This is a genomic window from endosymbiont of Lamellibrachia barhami, from assembly GCF_011947365.2.
GTDB lineage: Bacteria > Pseudomonadota > Gammaproteobacteria > Chromatiales > Chromatiaceae > QGON01.
On record NZ_JAAVSH020000001.1, the window covers coordinates 2,908,762 to 2,927,695 of the forward strand.

Below are 18,934 nucleotides of genomic sequence, written 5' to 3' on the forward strand. Positions count from 1 at the left end.
CTCAAGTTTCGGAGGTCGTGGTGGTTGGCATGGGGTGTGGCTTCTCTAGATGCGACGAACGTAGGGTGCAACCCGCGCACCAGGATTGCTCATTCCGGTGCGCACAGCACACCCTACCAGAACGTAGGGTGCGCTGCGCACCATGATTGCTTTCGTTGTGTCCGGGTTGTTCGATCTAGACTGACTCTGCTACAGGAAATAGCACCGTGTGATCCAGATCCAATCCTACGGTGAGGCTCTCTCCCAGCGAAAAATTATCCCGTCCGTGGGTGATGTAGAGGATCTCAGCGCCGCTCTGTAATCGCAATCGATAGAGGATATCCGCGCCACGGAACGCCTTGCTGACCACTTGTGTGGTCACGCCATCAGGTTGACGAACCACATCGTCGGGTCGCAGCAGTATCTCCATGTTGCCGGTATGCGCAGCCTCAGTGCTGACCTCCGGTAATGGTCCCAGCTCACTGATCAGTCGGCCCCGGTTATCCCGCACCACAGGCAGCAGAGCACCCTGACCGATAAAACCCGCCACGAAACGGTTTGCGGGGGTGTGGTAGAGGTTGAAGGCGGTGTCCCACTGCTGGATTAGACCGGACTGCATCACCGCGATCCGATCCGCCATGGCGAAGGCCTCATGCTGATCGTGGGTGACCAGGAGCGCGGTGGTACCTTCGCGCTTCAGTATCTCCCGCACCTCTCTTGCCAGGCTCTCCCTCAGGTCCACATCCATGCTGGAGAAGGGTTCATCCATCAGCAACAGTGTCGGCTCCGGCGCCAGCGCCCGGGCGAGGGCGATGCGCTGCTGCTGCCCGCCGGAGAGTTGGTGGGGAAAGAGCGAACCGGCGTCCGGCAGCTCCACCAGTCGCAGCAGTGATTCGATGCGTTTGCGCCGCTCTTTGCCGGGTCGGTCGGCGATGCCGAAAGCGATATTGTCCGCCACATTCAGGTGGGGGAAGAGGGCAAAGTCCTGAAACACCATGCCGAGGTGGCGCTGTTCCGGGGCGAGGGTGTTGCCGGGGCGACTCACAGCAGACTGTTTGAGGTCGATGCTGCCGGCGCGGATCGGCTCGAATCCGGCGATGGCGCGCAACAGAGTGGTTTTGCCGCAACCGGAGGGACCGAGCAGACAGCCGATCTCCCCCGCTTGCAGATCATAGGTGATCCCTTTTACGACTTCCGTGTCGTCGTAGGCGATATGCACATCGTTGAGCGCCAGCAGCTTATTCATGGATTTCTCCGGATCTTCGGATGGCGCGGCTGAGCAGGATCACCGGCACAATGCCCACTGCCACGATGGATAGGGCGGCGATGGACGAATCGGCCAAGCGTTCATCCGAGGCGAGTTCATAGGCTCTGACCGCCAGGGTGTTAAAATTGAAAGGACGCAGAATCAGGGTCGCAGGCAACTCTTTCAGTACATCGACGAAGACCAGCAACATTGCAGTCAACAGTGCGCCGCGCATCATCGGCAGATGGACGCGCCGCAATACCTTTCCCGGCGCCAGCCCCAGTGAGCGTGCGGCATCATCCATATTTGGGGTGATCTTCGACAGGCCCGATTCCACCGACTGCAGTGAAACCGCCAGAAAGCGTACCGCATAGGAGAAGAGCAGCGCGAACACAGTACCGCTGAGCAGCAGGCCAGTGGAGAGGTCGAAGGTGCCGCGTATCCATTCGTCCAGGGTGTTGTCAAACCAGGCAAAAGGCAGCATCACCCCCACCGCGATCACTGTGCCGGGGATGGCGTATCCCATGGCGGAAAAGCGTACTGCGATGGTTACCGATTTCGAAGGGTGGAGACGTTGGCCATACCCCAGGAAGAGTGCCAGCATCAGGGTGAAGATTGCGGCGGCGCTCGCCAGTAACAGACTGTTGCCCGCCAACTGCAGGAAGCTCAGGTCGATCGCCTCTTCTGCGATGGAGAGCGCCCACACCAACAGTTGACCTGCCGGTATAAGGAAGCCGAAGACCAGAGGGATGACGCAGATGGTGATGGCCGCATAACGCTGCCAGCCCCTGAGCGGGTGGTGGATCGGGTGGCGATGGCGTCCACCGGTCTGATAAAAACGTTGGCCGCGGCGTGAATAGTGTTCCAGCAGGATCAGGATGAAAACAAAGCTCATCAGGAGTGCGGCAAGCTGGGCGGCTGCGGCGCTGTCGTTGAGGCCGAACCAGGTGCGGAAGATGCCTGTGGTGAAGGTGCTGATGCCGAAATACTGCACTGTGCCGTAGTCCGCCAGGGTCTCCATCAGGGCCAGGGAGAGGCCGGTGACGATGGCGGGTCGCGCCAGGGGCAGGGCGATGGAGAGAAATATCCGCAGTGGGCCTGCCCCCAAGGCGCGGCCTGCCTCCAGGGTTGATGACGACTGCCCCATAAAACTGCTGCGCGCCATCATGAAGACGTAGGGATAGAGCACCAGGGAGAGCATGATGACTGCCCCGCCCAGGGAGCGGACCTCAGGAAAATAGTAGCCCCCCCCTTCCAGTCCGAAGCTGTCGCGCAGCCCGGTCTGAAGCGGACCGGCAAAATCGAGCAGACCGGTGTAGGTGTAGGCAATGATGTAGGCCGGTATCGCCAGGGGCAGCAGCAGGCTCCAGGCAAAAAATCGGCGCCCGGGAAAGTCATAGACAGCGATGACCCATGCGGTGGGGATACCAAGCAGCAGCACCCCGAACGCGACCCCTAAAACCAGCAGGGCCGAATTGCTCAGATAGTCTGCGAGCACCGTCTCTGCGAGGTGGCTCCAGACCTCCCCCGCAGGGACGAAGATGAAGCTGAAGACGGTGAAGACCGGCAGCGCCAGCACCAGGGCAGAGAGCAATACGCCAGCCTGCCAGAGGCCGGGCCGGTGTAACGCCGTACGGTCTGTGGTGCTGTGAGTCGCTACTTCCACCCGGCTCGATCCATGATCCTCACTGCCTCCGCATTATTCTGACCGAGTTTGGCCAGATTCAGCTGATCCGCTTTGAAACTGCCCCACTGTTTGAGCAGGTCACTCCATTCGACCCCCTCTCGAACCGGGTACTCATAGTTGGCCTCGGCATACCACGACTGGGAATCCGGCGTGACCAGGAACTCCATCAGCCGGATGGCGTTGGCCCTGTTTTTCGCGGCTTGAGTCAGCATGACGCCACTGATGTTGACGTGGGCGCCGCGGCCGGACTGGTTGGGCCAGAAGATGGCGACCTTATCCGCTGCGGTTTGTTGCGACGGGTCTTTCCCTTTGATCATCTTGCCCAGATAGTAGGTATTGGCGATAGCGATGTCGCACTGGCCGGCTGCTGCCGCCTTGATCTGGTCGCGGTCTCCGCCTTTGGGTTTGCGGGCGAGATTTTTCACCAGGCCGTTGGCCCAGCGCTGGGTTTTATCCTTGCCATCGTGGGAGAGCATGGAGGCAACCAGCGACTGGTTGTAGATATTGCCGGAGGAGCGGATACAGATCTTCTTCGCCCACTTGGGCTCGGCCAGCGCCTCATAGGTGGAGAGTTCGTCTGCCGACACCTTGCCTTTGACATAGATGATGGGGCGCGCTCGCAGGGAGAGTCCAAACCAGTGGCCCTCCGGATCACGATAGGTGGCGGGAATGGCATCCTTGAGCATGGCGGAGGAGACGCTCTGAGTCACGCCGGCGCTTTTAGCCCGGTAGAGTCGCCCCGCATCGGTGGTGATGAGCAGATCCGCAGGACTGTTTCTGCCCTCCAGTTGCAGGCGTTTCAGCAGGGCATCGGCCTTGCCGGTCACCAGATTGACCTGTATGCCGGTCTGCGCGGAGAAGCGGTCAAGTAGTGGCTTGATCAGTGCCTCCTTGCGTGCTGAGTAGAGATTGACCTCTTCGGCGGCAAAGGCCGTGCTGGAGAATGAGGTCGCAGCAACCAGGGTCGCCAGCAGGGAAATTATGTAGAGGGATGCCTTTCTCATGGAAAAATAGAACTCCGTGATGCGTAATGATAATGAGAAAGATTCTCAATACTTTTTGTGAAAAAGTCAACAGTGAGTCTGCAGAAGGATATAAAGGGAGATACGAGGAGAGAGAGCGTTTGCCGGTTCAAGCGTAGCGGAACCGGCAAACGCAGTTTGATATTTCGGGTGATTGCCTGATCCGCTACGCTTGATCAGGCCTACGAATCCAACATGTTTGGTGTTACAAAGCTGGGACGCGATTGCCGGGCTGGGCTGTGCGGTACCACTGTTCCATTGGAACCGCTTCCGCGGAGCCTTCAAGGGGCGCCCAGGCGGCGAAATTCTCCTCTGCCACCGGTTTGAACGGCCCCTCCTTGAATTCAAACACCACTGTATCGGGCGCCAGGGCCACCAGTCCGTGCCAGGCTCCCTCGGGCAGTTCCACGCCGTGCACCGGTCCACCGGCTTTCAGTTCGGTGCGGCTGAGCAGTACGCCACTATCGTCGAAGGTGAGATAGGCCAACTTCCCCTGGAGTACCAACAGCGTCTCCCAAGTGGCGGGATCGGCATGTCGGTGGGGACGATAATAGGTGCCGGGCTGCATCGCCATGGCGAGTCGCTGTACACTGGCGTCGGGACTCGGGTGAAAACAGTGATGGGCGCGCAACCGGGGGGAGCTGCGGGAATCCTCAATCAGTTGGCGGGTGACGGTCTTATCAAACAGTTTCATCGATATGTTCTTAGTTGTGCTGGGGGGAGCCAGTGTATGTTCTGTTGGTCACAAATCAAAATCCCAGGATGGTGGATGGCCTTGGGGCTGTCGCCACTGCGGGGGTGCGCCGACAGTGAGGTGCCGCAGGGTACGGGAGAGGATTCCTGGAGCAGTGAACAAGAGGTGGTTTTCCAGCTTCGTGAGGTGATCAAATACGAGGAGAGTCGCCAGCAAGAGGAAGTGGCGCGTTTGCAGTCTTTGGGTATTGAACCAGTAAAGATTCCCCATCCTTGACTGGTGTCCATCCGGAAATCTATTGCCGTAGCCCGGATGAAGCTTGCGTAATCCGGGAACAGACTATGGAGCAGCTACCTATCTTCCTGGATTCCGCTACGCTTCATTCAGGCTACAATTATTCACCTGTTTCCGGAAAGACACTAACTATCAGATCGCCTCAATCTTCTATGTGCGCAGGGATAGGCGAATATCAGACTCATCAGTAGCAGCGTGAGGATCGGCAGATTGCCCAGACTGGCATAGGGTGTGCTGCCGGACATGGGCTGTATCTGCCCCAGCAGGACATCTTTTTTCAGCAGGGGTGAAGCCTTAACCAGTCCGCCATGAGGATCGATGATTGCCGACACGCCGGTGTTGGTCGAGCGCAGCAGATACCGTCCCGTCTCCAACGCCCGCATGCGGGCGATCTGCAGATGCTGGTGAGGCGCCAGAGAGTCTCCGAACCAGGCATCGTTGCTGGCGTTGATCAGATAGGCCGCCTCCGGCAAGGCCTGGATCATCTCATTGCCGAAGGCGTCTTCGTAACAGATCGACATGCCGACCTGATGATTGCCAACCGTCATCAATGGTTTGGCTCTGGTACCGGCAGAAAAATCCGACATCGGAATGGTGAGGAAATCAACCAGTGGATTGAGTATCGATTTGAAGGGCAGAAACTCAGTGAAAGGAACCAGATGACGTTTGTAGTAGTAGTCTCGCAGACCACCGGCGCTGACCATGGTGTTGAAGTAGGTTTGCCTCTCCTCATCCATTCGTACCACCCCAAATACCAGATGAGCGTCGTTGTTCTTCAGCGCGGACTCAAGCGGCTGGACGAATGGCTCGTCCACCTGGGAGAGGAAAGCCGGTATAGCGGTTTCCGGCCAGATGATGAGATCGTTGTCGAGATGGATGCGGGTCTCGGTGGCGTAGAGTCGCAGGGTGTCCAGCAGTTGATCCGGTTGCCACTTCTTCTCCTGGGGAATGTTGCCCTGGATCAGGGCGACCCGCAGAGGATCGCCGTAGGGTTGGGTCCAGGATACCTGCTGCAGACCCCAGCCGACGCCCCAGAGCAGCAGGGCAGCGAGTGCCGTCCGGCGTTTTTCGGTCGATAAAACAAACGTCAGCAGCAGACCCGCGGAGAGTGCAGCAGCCCAGCTGCTGCCCAGCCCCCCCAGCAGTGGACTATAACCTGCGAGGGGTGAGTCGATCTGTGAGTGGCCGAGTTGCAGCCAGGGGAAACCGCTGAGAAACCAGCCACGAAGCCACTCAGACGCGACCCAAATGGTGGGGTAGATTACGAGCAGGCGCTGGCTTGTGGTACTTTTAAAACGGCTGGCGATCCAGCCGGCCAGGCCGTAGTAGAGGGCCGCCACCAGGACGAAGAGGGTGGTGATCAACAGAGGCGGAAACCAGCCGAGATTGCCGAACTGGGCGATGCTGACGTGCAGCCACGAGACACCACTGCCCATCAAACCAAGGCCGTAGATGAGTCCAAGCTGAAAACCGCTCCAGCGTCGGTTTTTCAGCCAGAGCAGGAAAAGCAGCGCAGGCCCAACAACGGCCAGCGGCCAGATATTGAAGGGTGCGAAGGCAAGGGTGGTCACTGCACCTGCAAGCAGCGCCAGAAGGGCGCCTGGTCCGGCTTCGATCCACTGGATGAACCTGGATCGGGCGGATTCCGCCAGACTCACAGGGAGGATTCCGCGTAGGGATCGCTGAATCCCAGTTCGTGCAGGATCTGCCGCTCCCGTGCCTCCATGATTTCAGCTTCATTTTCGTCAAGATGGTCGAAGCCCTGCAGATGCAGCATCCCGTGTACTGTCATGTGCGCCCAGTGGGACAGGGCTGACTTGTTCTGCGCTTCAGCCTCCCGCATCACCACCGGTGCGCAGATCACCAGATCCCCCAGCAGGTTACTGGGAACTTGCGGGGGGGCTTCGAAAGGGAAGGAGAGTACATTGGTGGGACGATCCTTGCCGCGATAATCACGGTTCAGCGCCCGGCTCTCCGCCTCATCGACGATCCGAATCACCACTTCTACGGCTTTCTCCCTCTTTACCAACGCCGCCTGAGCCCATTGGATGAATCGCTTTTTCGTCGGCAGATCAACTCTCTCGGTGGCGTTTTGGATTTCAATTTCTAAGTGCATGGCGGCGCTATCCTGCGCAGCAGCAAGTAGGCCCGGTCAAGCTCGCGGACCGGGCAATGCGGTGGTGTAACGAGATCCAGCAGCGCCGGTTCCGCAAGCTTGAACCGGCCTACAGATGGTGAGCAGACAATTGACATCAAAACTAACCAATATGCCCTTTTGTGTCGCTATCACCCGTCTGATCAAAGTCATCGTAGGCGCGCACGATCCGCTGGACCAGGTGATGCCGCACCACATCGCGGGCATTGAAAAAGGTGAAGCTGATACCGTCCACCTGGCCCAGAACCTCAACGGCCTGACGCAGGCCTGAACGCTGACCGCGTGGCAGGTCGGTCTGGGTGACATCGCCGGTGATAACGGCAGTGGAGCCAAAGCCGATACGGGTGAGAAACATCTTCATCTGCTCAGGCGTGGTGTTCTGGGCTTCATCCAGAATAATGAAGGCGTCGTTGAGGGTGCGTCCCCGCATATAGGCAAGTGGCGCCACTTCGATGACGTTGCGCTCAATCAGCTTGCTGACCTTCTCGAAGCCGAGCATCTCATAAAGTGCGTCATAGAGTGGCCGCAGATAGGGGTCTATCTTCTGTGCCAGATCGCCGGGCAGGAAACCGAGCCGCTCACCAGCCTCAACAGCAGGACGTACCAGGAGGATCCGCCGTACCTGGTCCCGCTCCATGGCCTCCACTGCGCAGGCGACCGCCAGATAGGTTTTGCCGGTGCCTGCGGGGCCCACGCCGAAGTTGATGTCGTGAGCCAGGATCTTGTGCAGGTACTCTTGCTGATTGGGACCGCGAGGGCGTATCAGACCCCGCCGGGTCTTGATGACCGTCTCCGGCAGATCGGCCGGTTTGTCTGTCTGAACCTGTGCGTCGATGCCGGACTCCTGCAGAAACAGATGGACGCGCTTGGGGTCGAGGATTTCATCTTGTGCAACGTCATAGAGATTCTGCAAAACCTGCTTTCCTGCACCCACGGCATCTGCGTCGCCGATCAGACGAAAATGGTAACCCCGGTTGCTGATCTCTATGCCCAGACGGCGTTCGATCTGACGCAGATGTTCATCGAGCTGGCCGCTGACATTGGCAAGCCGTTCGTTGTCTTCAGGTTCGAGGGAGAAATCGAGGGAATCAGGATGATCAGACAAAGGAGATACCGGGTTGGAAAGGGTTTGAGCAAGGAGCGGATAGTCTAACTGCAATTGCCGCTGCCAGCCAGATACTGTCGCCTGACCCGCTACGCTTGATCAGGCCTGCGAACTCAACGCAGTACTGTTTTTTGGGCAATGGTTTCACCAGCGCCGCTGATGGCATCACCATATCCCCAGGTTCCGACGATCCGATCACCCTCGGCTACCGTGATGCCCCTGCCGGTGTATTCTCCCGCCTGCCAGTTGTAGGTCAGGATATTGTCGTTCACAGTGCCTTGCAATCTACCGCTCTCATCCCCACCGGAGTAACTCCCGGTCACACGGTTGCCTGTTCGCTTTAGGGTGAACTGGACGTCGATGCTTTCAACACCTTCAGTCATGATGCCGACGTAGCTGCCGTGGAAAAGTCGAGGTTTCGGTGCTATTTTGGCTGTGTAAAGAATGACGGGATCGGGTTTTTCCGGTTGCGCTACCGGTTGTGGTTCAATTTTCGGTTGGCTGACTTGCGGTTTGATCGGTTCAATCACCACCGTTTGGGATTGCTGTGCAGGCGGGAAAATCTTATCCCAGTTGGCGATAACCCCGCCGCCCAGTATGCCGGCAAGGCCGATCAGCGCGATGATAATCTGCGTGTTGCCGCCCTTGTTCTCTCCGCTCATCTATTGCTCCGGAATCATTCCATTCTTGGGAATAAGTCTATCCCAACTTTGCGCTTTGTTCCGCCAGAATCTGTTCGATCTCTCCACGCAGGGAGTTGGGCAGCGCCTCGGTAATGCGCAGATCGACGAATCTGCCGATCAGTTCCACCGGCCCGTTGAAATTAACCACCCGGTTGTTTTCGGTGCGGCCGGCCAGTTGGTTCGGGTCTTTGCGGGAGGGGCGCTCCACCAGTACCCGCTGAATCGTCCCCACCATCTGGCGGCTGATGCGCTGGGCCTGGGTGTTGATCAACTGCTGCAGCCGCTCCAGACGCTGCTGTTTGACCGCCAGTGAGACATCATCGGGCAGATCCGCTGCCGGTGTGCCGGGGCGGCGACTGTAGATGAAGCTGTAGGAGTTGTCGAAGCCGATCTCCCCGATCAGTTTCAGGGTCTCTTCGAAGTCGGCCTCGGTCTCACCGGGAAAGCCGACGATAAAGTCGGATGAGATGGTGATGTCGGGGCGGACCTCCCGCAAGCGGCGAATTCTGGTCTTGTACTCCACTGCCATGTGTCCGCGTTTCATCATCGCCAGTACCCGGTCGGAGCCCGACTGCACCGGCAGGTGCAGGAAGCTGACCAGCTCCGGTACCTCGCCGTAGACTTCGATCAGGCGATCAGAGAAGGCGAGAGGATGGGAGGTGGTGAAGCGGATGCGATCGATGCCGTCGATGGCCGCCACATATTCGATGAGCAGTGCCAGATCGGCGCTCTCGCCGTCGTGCATGGCGCCCTGGTAGGCGTTGACGTTCTGCCCCAGCAGATTGACCTCGCGCACCCCTTGGGCCGCAAGCCCTGCCACCTCGGCGATCACATCGTCGAAGGGACGGCTGATCTCCTCTCCGCGGGTGAAGGGGACGACGCAGTAGGTGCAGTATTTCGAGCAGCCTTCCATGATGGAGACGAAGGCGGTCGGACCCTCCGCCCGTGGCTCCGGCAGAGAGTCGAACTTTTCAATTTCGGGGAAGGAGACATCCACTACCGGATGGTGCTCGGTACGTGCCTCCCTGATCATCTGTGGCAGGCGGTGCAGGGTTTGGGGACCGAATATCAGATCCACATAGGGCGCCCGCTTGCGGATCGCCTCGCCCTCCTGACTGGCGACGCAGCCGCCGACACCGATGATCAGGTTCGGGTTCTTCTCTTTCCAGGGGCGCCAGCGGCCAAGTTGCGAGAAGACCTTCTCCTGCGCCTTTTCCCGTATCGAACAGGTATTGAGCAGCAGTACGTCCGCCTCTTCCGGTTTGTCGGTGATATGCAGACCTTCCGCCTCGCGCAATCCGTCCGCCATACGGGCGGAATCGTATTCGTTCATCTGGCAGCCGAAGGTCTTGATGTAGAGTTTGCCGGTCATGGATAGTCTGGATGTGTGGAAAAAAACGCTATTTTAGCCCCATCTCCGGAACTGGCCAACTTGTGTAGGGTGTGGGAGTCCCTAAACTTCCCCGAGCAGCGACCTGATGCGTGCCGCGTGGCGTGCCTGCTGTCCAGGGAGATGGAGACGGTGGGTGGTGATGATGCCCTTGAGCTCAGCGAGTGCCGTTGCAAAATCATCATTGATGACCAGATAGTCGAACTCGGCATAGTGAGACATCTCACTGACCGCCTCCTGCATGCGAGCCTGGATGGTCGATTCGTCGTCCTGGCCCCGTTCATCGAGGCGTTCCCGCAGGGCTGCCAGGCTGGGCGGCAAGATAAAGATGGAGACCGCCTCGGGAAAGAATTTGCGTACCTGTTGGGCGCCCTGCCAATCGATCTCCAATACCAGCTCCTCTCCGGCCTCCAGTTTTGCACGAACCTCGGACTCAGCGGTGGCGTAGAAGTTGCCGAATACCTCTGCGTGCTCCAGAAATGCCTTGCTTTCGACCATGTGCAGGAAGCGGGCGTGATCGATGAAATGGTAGTGGACGCCATCCTCTTCGCCGGGACGTTTGGCGCGGGTGGTATGCGAGACCGAAACCTTCAACTCACTGTCCTGTTCCCGCAGTGCCTTGAGCAGGCTTGTTTTGCCGGCGCCGGACGGGGCGGAGAGGATATAGAGTGTGCCGTTGGCTTTGGACATGCTGGATTCCTGTGTCATTTCTTGCGGGTGAGCGAAGATACTATCAGAAATCGAAAATTGGGCGCTCCCCCTTGGCCTTGTAGTAGGGCATCATCTCGGTGGCCAGCCGGGTGAGGGTCTCCTGGCGGTTTTCCGGAGCGGGATGAGTACTGAGAAACTGTGGCGGACGGCTCTCTGAGAGTTTGCCCATCTTCTCCCAAAGCGTGGCGGCGGCTCTGGGGTCGTAACCGGCCTTGGCGGCAAGTTCTATACCTATCTGGTCTGCCTCGGCCTCTGCAGTGCGGCTGTTGGGCAGGTCAATGGCCAATTTTGCCGCGACCGCTGCACCTGCCATGGTGGCGCCACGGTTGTCCGATGCGATGCCTATGGCAAGGATGCCGAGGGAGGTGGCCATCGCAACCGACATCTTTTCTGCCGAGTGTTTGGCCAGCGCATGGCTGATCTCGTGGCCCAACACCTGTGCCAGCTCATCATCAGTGGGTTCGATCTGCTCAACCAGTCCGGTATAGAGCGCCATCTTTCCCCCCGCCATTGCCCAGGCGTTGACTGTTTCAGGATCGTCGAGAATCTTCATGCTCCATTCCCAGTCCCTGGTTTCCGGGCGCATTATCACCGCCTGGGCAATGAGGCGTGCCGTAATCTTATGCACCCTCGCCTTGAGCTTCGGATCGTTATCCAGATTGCCGTCGTCCGCGTAGGGCTTGAGCATCTGCAGATAGGCCGTTTTAGATGAGGCGATGGCTTGGTCTTCCGAGACGATCATGAACTGCCTGCGGCCGGTGGGGCTGGTGGCGCAGGCAACCAGAAGGGTCAGCAACAGGCTGACGGCGACAATTTTGAGTTTCAGTTTCACGGTGTTGATTACCCGGTTGGCTCTGATTGCAGGAGAGGGGTCGGAGTCAAACCGCTTTATGGACGGGGGTATTGCTAAGCTGCGTAATGCGGTTTGACTCCGACCCCTGGAGTTAAGTCTGGAACTGGTCACAGGGGACGGGCTTGCCGTAGAGATATCCCTGAACGTCATTACAACCGACACCGGTGAGAAAGTTGGCCTGGGCCTCCGTTTCCACCCCCCCCGGCAACGATTGAGAGCCCCAGTGTGTGGCCCATCGCAATGATGGCGCGGATGATGGCCATGTCGTTGGGGTTTCCAGGGATATCGCGAACGAAGGAGCGGTCGATTTGAGGCGGTCGATGTGGAAGCGTTTCAGGTAGGCCAGGGAGGAATAACCGGTACCGAAGTCATCGATAGCCAGGGAGATGCCTAGTGATTTGAAGGCATCCAGAACCTGACTGACCTGCTCAAGTTGGCCGATCAGGGCGCTTTCCGTGATCTCAAGTTCCAACCGATCGGGAGGAAGTCCGCTCTCCTCCAGTGCCAGTCTGACGACTGAATAGGTCTCCTCCTGCATAATCTGATGCGCGGAGAGGTTGACCGAGATGCGACCTTTCAAGCGTCCTTCGTCGAACCATTTTTTGGCTTGGCGGCAGGCAGACTTTATGACCCATGCGCCGATGGGGATGATCAATCCGGTCTCTTCGGCCAGCCAGATGAAATCGGCTGGAGAGACCAGTCCGCGCTCAGTATGATTCCAGCGAATCAGCGCCTCCGCCCCTGATATCCGGCCGCTGTTCAGGTCAAACTGGGGCTGATAGAAAAGTTCGAATTCATCGCGTTTCAGGGCCAGACGCAGTTGATTTTCCAGCGAGAAGCGTGAGTTGGCCGAAGCAGTCAGCTCCCTGGTGTAAAAATGGAATGTGTTTTTACCCTCCGCCTTGGCCCGGTACATGGCAGTGTCGGCATTTTTCAGCAGGGTAACAGGGTCTTCGGCATCCCCAGGGTAGAGGCTGATGCCGATGCTGGCGGTCAGATGGATGCTGTCCTGCGTCAGCTCAAAGGGCGGTAGAAGATTCTGCTGGATCTTGTGCGCAACATGAGCGGTCAATTCATCATGTTCGAAGTTCTCCAGGATGACGGCAAATTCATCACCTCCCAGGCGGGCCAGAGTATCCTCAGTGCGCAGGCTTTGCAGGATACGTTGTCCGACCTGCCTGAGCAGCTCGTCTCCAACCGGGTGGCCTGCGGTGTCGTTGATGTTCTTGAAACGATCCAGATCGATGAGCAGCAGGCCGACTTGACTGTTTTCCCTGCCAGCGCGGGCCAGGGCATGTTTCAATCGGTCATTGAAGAGAAATCGGTTGGGCAGGTTGGTCAATGAGTCATAGTGGGCCAGTTTTTCAAACGCCTCGGTGCGTTCCTCAACCTTCAATTCGAGCAGGTCACGGTCGACTTCGAGTGCCTTGTTCCGTTCTTCCAGTTTTCGCATCTCCCGTTCGATGACCAGTCTCTGCTTCTCTGCCTGTTTGGTGCGTTCCGCCAGGTCGGTTGACAGATCAGCCAGCTCCTGGCGGCTGTTATTCATGTCATGGATGGTCTCAATCAGGAGCTCAGATTTGACCTGAGAGAGATAGGCGAGACAGCGCATGCGCAGGGTCTTCTCCACCAGGTTTTTATTGATATCCTGGACATCGGTGACATGCTGTGTACCGACCTGAACAATGTTCTCTGTCATTGCTCTGGTCCACCATCAACCAAGTCGATGCCGCAGGGCAGGGCCTTGAGATGTTCGATGGCTCTTTGGATGTCGCGGCCCTCAAGGATGGAGCCGTGTTGTGGTAGGACCCGATCCAGATCCATCTTTTCAAAGCGCTCCATGCAGTGTTTGAGAATCCGGTTGCTCGGCATGTAGTTCTGGTGGAATGGATCCATTGGCGAAAGAAAGTCACCTTCGGCAAACAGCGACCAATCCTGGGAGATGGCGGCAAAGATATCGCTGGTAAACAGGCTGCGGGTTTTTGTGTCGTAGGTGACGATGGCGCCGGGTGAGTGGAGGTAGGGGGTGAAGAGAAACTCCAGTCTGCGTCCGCTCTTCAGGGTCAGGGCGTAGTCATGCTCATCCACAGGGTAGAGCTCAGAACGTAAACCCAGGTGACGTATCAGGCGCAGGCTGTTGCTATGACCGACGATCTTCAGGTCATTGCGATTGATGACATCTTCCACCACAGCCAGGTTTCCGCAGACATCCGGATCCTGATGTTGGGCGATGATGTAGGTGATATCCTCCGGATTGATCAGCTCCATCACCTTGCGCATCACCACCGGAAAGTGGGGGATGGAGCCGGGGTCGATGAAGACGATGTCCTCTTCATCGATGATCAGATAGGGGTTGCAGTGCAACTGGGCCGCCTCATCGAAGAAACCAACCCAATAGATCTCGCGGGTCGCAGCGACGGGACTGTTATAGTCGATTTTCATGCGTTATCCATTCAACAAAAACTTGCAGACAGTATAGTGATTAACCGCTGTGTTTGTAATGAAATAAGGGTGGGGATTTTTCTTCTCTCAGGTGACCTCCACGTAAACGCTCGCCAACAATATCAGCCACTCCCCTTCGGCGGATTGAAGGGCTGACCTATGGTAATGGACTTATCTTATCCAGGCGTTTTACCGCAGATTATCTCCTGGACACCCAGATTACAGGCACCATCCAGCACACCACTCGACTCATGCTGATATTTCAGACCTCTTCATCTTCATCGAAATTCATGATTGCATAGGGATCTATTTCCAGTTTGTTTGCTATCTCTCCGGCAATAAGATAGAGACCGATAATATCATTTTCCTGATCTGTGCCTGCATGACTGAAAACCTCTGCTATGTCCCGCAAAATATCTGCGGAATGCTGTAGGAGTCCCATATCCATATCACCACGGGAATCATTCGCTGCTTCCCATCTACTGTAAATTTCCATGGACATTGCTTGTAATTGCGTTAACTGCTGCCGTTGCTCTTCACCTGTCGCTTCCATACCTACGCCTGCCGCTGCATTCCTGAATATTCCAATTGCCAGATCCAGCCAGGTTGATCGGGATAATTTTTCCACAGCACTACTGAGATTGAGAACCTTGGACTGAAGGTCTTCCTGCACGAGTTCATACCTCTCGTGGCCCTCCTCGCTCTCAATCAACGACAGTCCCTGCGTATACCAGTCCAGCGCCTTTTCCATTTCACCCAGATGCACCTCGTTCGTTCCTGATTTCTCGTACAAGCGGCAAAGATCGAGTACATTGTCATGCGACTGCTCACGCAGGTGCAGAAGAATCGTCAGGGCCTTGCCAAACCATTTCCCGGCATCATGATGCTCATCATTTTGACTACAAATATCTCCAATATTCTCATACGGAATGGCAACCAACTGCAGGTGCGATGTGTTTGCAGCGTCCCCTATCAATTCCTCACTTGTCTGCACCGCCTTGATATACCAGTTCCTGGCCTCCTCCAGGTTCTGCATGTCACTGGCAATATCGCCAGATACCAGCTGAATATAGAAGAGGTCATAATATGATTGGATGTTGGTAGACTGGCTCCCCGCTTGTATACATACATCAAGGGCTTTTTTATACCAATCCCTCGCTTCGACTGGTTGTTCCGTTTCCCTGGCTACATTACCCATTTTAGAATATGAGATATAGAGGTCACGCAACGCTTGTGGGCTTGCCGCCATCTCCACAAGCTGTTCCTTCATATTCATCATTTCAATAAACAGGCCACTGGCTTTTTCAATATTTCCCATGGTGAGGGCGGCATTACCCAATCGCTCAATCGAGAGAGAGATATCTCTTATTCCCTGCAAGCTATTTGAGGCCGCCCATATTTGACGGTGCAGTTCCAGCGCCTGTTCGTGCCATCCCACCGCAACTTCCGGTTGTTGGAGCTTTTCGGCCACTTCACCCAACTTTCCACAGGAAAAGGCATGATCTCGTAACGTTTGTGGGCTGGAAGAGTTTTTCATCAGCAGGCTGGTTGTCTTCAACGCCTGCTCATACCAGACCTTTGCTGCTTCCAATTGCTGCATACCAAAGTCCACCTCACCCAGCTTTACATACGCAACAAAAAGGCCCCGCAAGGTTTCCGGACTGGAGGAATGCTCAGCCAACTCGTGGCATATCTCCAATGACTGCTCATACCAAGCCTTTGCGTCATCCAGGTGTTGCATGTCGCCAGCCACATTTCCCAAACATTCATAGATTGTGGATAGGTCTCCCAAGGTCTGCGGGCTCTGGGAATTTTCAGCCAACTGGCGGCGTATCTCCAATGACTGTTCATACCAGGTCTTCGCGCCTTCTGGTTGCAGCATGTCACTGGCTACATTTCCGAGCTTCTGATACAGAACGGACAGGCCTCGCAATGTTTGTGGACTAGAGAAATTCTCAGCCAACTGGCGGCGTATCTCCAATGACTGCTCATACCAGTCCTTCGCGCCTTCCGGTTGCTGCATGTCGCCGGCCACATTTCCCAGCTTCTCATACAGAACCGACAGGCCTCGCAAGGTTTGTGGACTAGAGGAATTCTCAGCCAACTGGCGGCGTATCTCCAATGACTGCTCATACCAAGCCTTTGCGTCATCCAGGTGTTGCATGTCGCCAGCCACATCTCCCAGACATTCATAGATAGTGGATAGGTCTCTCAAGGTTTGCGGGCTAGAAGATTTCTCAGCCAACTGGCGGCGTATCTCCAGTGATTGCTCATACCGGATCTTCGCGCCTTCTGGTTGCTGCATGTCGCCGGCCACATATCCCAGCTTCTCATACATTATGGACAGGTCTCGCAAGGCCTGCGGGCTTGAGGAATTCTCAGCCAGCTGACGGCAAATCTCCAATGCTTGCTCATACCAGGCCTTCGCGCCTTCCAGTTGTTGCACGCTCCTGGCCACATCTCCCAGCTTTCCATACATAATGGATAAGTTTCGTAATGTTTGCGGATTCTTAGAGTCCTTAGATTGCTGGCGGCGTATCTCCAAAGCCTGCTCATACCACACTTTTGCCGCTTCCTGTTGCTGCATGTTGCTGGCCACATTACCCAACCGCTCACAGGCGATTGCCTGGTTCGATAACACTTTAGGACTCAAAGAGCTTTCCGCCAGTTTACTGAGAATATCCAGAGACTGCTCATACCAGGCACTTGCATCTTCCGGTTGCTGATTGTCTAACACCACATCACCCAAATCCAAGTAGGTGATAGAAAGATCCAGTAATGTTTTGGGACCAGGATATTTCTCTGTCAGCAAGTGGTCTATCTCCAGCGCCTTCTCATACCAGGCTTTTGCCGCATCCGGTTGCTGCATGTTGAGGGCGACCTTACCGAGTTTCTTATTGGCTATGGCAAGATCCCGTAAAGTCTGGGGAGTCACCGCCTCCTCGACAAGAAGTCCTTTAATATCCAGCATGTCATGAAAAAACTGTTGGGCTTTTTCGAAATCGTTCATGGCAACGGCAACATCACCCAAACGTTCGAGTGAGAGTGATAAATCCCTCAATGTATCCGGGTTTTCGTGACCCTGTAGTAGCTGCTCACGTATCTCCAGCGCCTTCTGGTGAAAAGAATCCGCCTCTTCCAATTGCAGTAACTCAAGAGCCAGACCTCCAAGTTTCCCATAGGAGAAAGAGAGGTCCCGAAGATCTTGCCTGCTTGAAGACTGTTCCGCCAACTGACTGCGTATTGTCAATGACTGCTCATACCATCTCTTTGCCTCATCCAGTCGCAACATGTCGGCAGCGATATCGCCAAGCCATTCAAAGGTGATAGAGAGGGAGTGCAATGTCTTCGGGTCTGGGGACTGTTCTGCCAGTAAACGGTCTATCTCCAATGCCTTTTCATGCCACGCCCTTGCCTCGTTGGGTTGCTGCATATCGAAGGCCACTTCACCAAGCAATCCATAAGAGAGGGATAGATTCGATTTCGATTCTTGATCGCCATTCAACCTGTCAAGTTCAATGCAATCAGAGTTTATATTCCGCGCAATGAATATTGCGGCAGAATGTTGCTGATGAAGACTCAGACTATTGTATATTGCTATTGCATCTCCAAATTCGATATCGCCAGGACTCCACGGTTCCACGAGGCTTTCATAAAATTCCAGCGCATACCGGTATGCCTGCTCCTCATTGTATTTATAGCGATTTATTCGAACCAGGCGAGATAGCGCAACAACCGAAGCCAGATCTGCATTGATTTCCCTGGCCAGACTTTCTGAATCTGACCTGCAGTCATTTAAAACCCTGAGGGCTATTCCACACAGCGTCTCTTCTTCAGCTAAATTCAGATCCAACGTCTCCAGTCCCTGACCGAACGAACCATAGTACAGCCAGTAACTCAGCAGTCTGGGCAGGATCTCTTTGAGTTTCTGCTTATGTTCAGGCGACAGTGCCTCGTAGGCAATGCTCTTGTAGACCGAATCCGGAAAACGCGACACCCCGCTCGGGTACTTGACGTTGCGCTGTATGAAGGTCTCAGGATCCTCGAGCGCCGTCCATGGACAGCCATACTTAGGGCCGTATAGATAGCGGGAGATGACCTCCGTCAGTTTCTCGGGAAACTCTATCCCCTGATAGGAGGATAGGCATAATGTCTGGCGATACGGCTCTTTGAGCTGGTCAAACCGGTTTTGCACCAGCCTGGCGTATTCCAACCCACCGAGCTTTCTGCTCATCCTCACTTCCCAGCCATCAATCAGGGGCTGATCAATACTCCGGTCTCTGAGATACTCCAGATTGGCGGGTTGATAGAGCATCTTGAGGAACTCATCGAGATAGCGGGCATTATCCGCGAGAACGTCTTTCTCCCGCTGAAAACCATCGACCACCTTCCCGATCAGGCGCATCTGTTGTCCTTCATCCTGATAGACACCCGGTAATGCGGCCTTCAGTATCCCGGATAAATCAAACTGGCCCAGCCTGATGATCGACCGTTCCCACTCCTCCCAACCATGATAGTTCGGGTTTGCAGTTCTGGCGTAAGTTTCAACAATTTCCGCTTCACCGCCATTCTCCAGCAGATGAGGCACACCATCGCCTGAAAGCCTGAGCTTGTTCCAGTCTTCTTCCCAGTGGGTCAGGATGATCATGATCGGCCAATGCTCCTGTCTGGCA

General features: G+C 56.0%; 15 protein-coding genes. 1 reads left to right on the forward strand and 14 read right to left on the reverse strand.

Translation table 11 applies throughout. From position 1 onward, the window contains the following. Positions 1-175: 175 nt before the first annotated feature. From G9Q73_RS13295 to G9Q73_RS13310, 4 genes are all read right to left on the reverse strand, one after another. On the reverse strand, positions 176-1,225 hold the full coding sequence (locus G9Q73_RS13295) for an ABC transporter ATP-binding protein (RefSeq protein ID WP_177420203.1): 1,050 nt from the start codon (positions 1,223-1,225) through the stop codon (positions 176-178). Further along, positions 1,218-2,891 carry an ABC transporter permease gene (locus G9Q73_RS13300; protein ID WP_177420204.1) on the reverse strand — a complete coding sequence of 558 codons (1,674 nt, stop codon included), beginning with the start codon at positions 2,889-2,891 and terminating at the stop codon, positions 1,218-1,220. Before G9Q73_RS13300 ends, G9Q73_RS13295 begins: the two co-directional genes overlap by 8 nt. Then, positions 2,882-3,916 (reverse strand): Fe(3+) ABC transporter substrate-binding protein, encoded by a 1,035-nt coding sequence (locus G9Q73_RS13305; protein ID WP_177420205.1) that lies wholly within the window; start codon positions 3,914-3,916, stop codon positions 2,882-2,884. Before G9Q73_RS13305 ends, G9Q73_RS13300 begins: the two co-directional genes overlap by 10 nt. A 223-nt stretch (positions 3,917-4,139) precedes the next feature. Continuing rightward, the gene (locus G9Q73_RS13310) at positions 4,140-4,628 is read right to left on the reverse strand and encodes a WbuC family cupin fold metalloprotein (protein WP_177420206.1); all 489 of its coding nucleotides are present in this window, start codon (positions 4,626-4,628) and stop codon (positions 4,140-4,142) included. A 75-nt stretch (positions 4,629-4,703) separates the two neighbouring features. On the opposite strand from G9Q73_RS13310, the gene G9Q73_RS13315 reads away from it, so the two are divergent. Continuing rightward, entirely contained in the window at positions 4,704-4,904 is a 201-nt protein-coding gene (locus G9Q73_RS13315) for a hypothetical protein (protein WP_177420207.1), read from the forward strand. Positions 4,905-5,047: 143 nt separating this feature from the next. Here G9Q73_RS13315 and lnt read toward each other — a convergent pair whose 3' ends face one another. The 10 genes from lnt to G9Q73_RS13365 all read right to left on the reverse strand — a co-directional run bounded on the left by lnt (position 5,048) and on the right by G9Q73_RS13365 (position 18,909). Further along, the gene (gene lnt, locus G9Q73_RS13320) at positions 5,048-6,580 is read right to left on the reverse strand and encodes an apolipoprotein N-acyltransferase (protein ID WP_369408895.1); all 1,533 of its coding nucleotides are present in this window, start codon (positions 6,578-6,580) and stop codon (positions 5,048-5,050) included. Then, positions 6,577-7,038, reverse strand: a complete 462-nt coding sequence (gene ybeY, locus G9Q73_RS13325; RefSeq protein ID WP_177420208.1) for an rRNA maturation RNase YbeY — start codon at positions 7,036-7,038, stop codon at positions 6,577-6,579. The genes lnt and ybeY overlap by 4 nt, the downstream gene beginning before the upstream one ends. Positions 7,039-7,180: 142 nt before the next feature. Next, positions 7,181-8,182 carry a PhoH family protein gene (locus G9Q73_RS13330; protein ID WP_177420209.1) on the reverse strand — a complete coding sequence of 334 codons (1,002 nt, stop codon included), beginning with the start codon at positions 8,180-8,182 and terminating at the stop codon, positions 7,181-7,183. A 113-nt stretch (positions 8,183-8,295) separates the two neighbouring features. Further along, complete coding sequence (locus tag G9Q73_RS13335) at positions 8,296-8,844, reverse strand: hypothetical protein (RefSeq protein WP_177420210.1); 549 nt, start codon at positions 8,842-8,844, stop codon at positions 8,296-8,298. Positions 8,845-8,881: 37 nt separating this feature from the next. After that, on the reverse strand, positions 8,882-10,237 hold the full coding sequence (gene miaB, locus G9Q73_RS13340) for a tRNA (N6-isopentenyl adenosine(37)-C2)-methylthiotransferase MiaB (protein WP_177420211.1): 1,356 nt from the start codon (positions 10,235-10,237) through the stop codon (positions 8,882-8,884). An 81-nt stretch (positions 10,238-10,318) separates the two neighbouring features. After that, on the reverse strand, positions 10,319-10,945 hold the full coding sequence (gene gmk / locus G9Q73_RS13345; protein ID WP_177420212.1) for a guanylate kinase: 627 nt from the start codon (positions 10,943-10,945) through the stop codon (positions 10,319-10,321). 43 nt (positions 10,946-10,988) lie between these two features. Beyond that, positions 10,989-11,798 carry a M48 family metallopeptidase gene (locus G9Q73_RS13350; protein WP_369408896.1) on the reverse strand — a complete coding sequence of 270 codons (810 nt, stop codon included), beginning with the start codon at positions 11,796-11,798 and terminating at the stop codon, positions 10,989-10,991. A gap of 112 nt (positions 11,799-11,910) precedes the next feature. Continuing rightward, positions 11,911-13,518 carry a putative bifunctional diguanylate cyclase/phosphodiesterase gene (locus G9Q73_RS13355; RefSeq protein ID WP_177420214.1) on the reverse strand — a complete coding sequence of 536 codons (1,608 nt, stop codon included), beginning with the start codon at positions 13,516-13,518 and terminating at the stop codon, positions 11,911-11,913. Next, positions 13,515-14,261: an oxygen-binding di-iron domain-containing protein gene (locus G9Q73_RS13360; RefSeq protein ID WP_177420215.1), complete on the reverse strand. Its 747-nt coding sequence runs from the start codon at positions 14,259-14,261 to the stop codon at positions 13,515-13,517. Before G9Q73_RS13360 ends, G9Q73_RS13355 begins: the two co-directional genes overlap by 4 nt. A gap of 262 nt (positions 14,262-14,523) precedes the next feature. Beyond that, on the reverse strand, positions 14,524-18,909 hold the full coding sequence (locus tag G9Q73_RS13365) for a tetratricopeptide repeat protein (RefSeq protein WP_177420216.1): 4,386 nt from the start codon (positions 18,907-18,909) through the stop codon (positions 14,524-14,526). Positions 18,910-18,934: the final 25 nt, after the last annotated feature.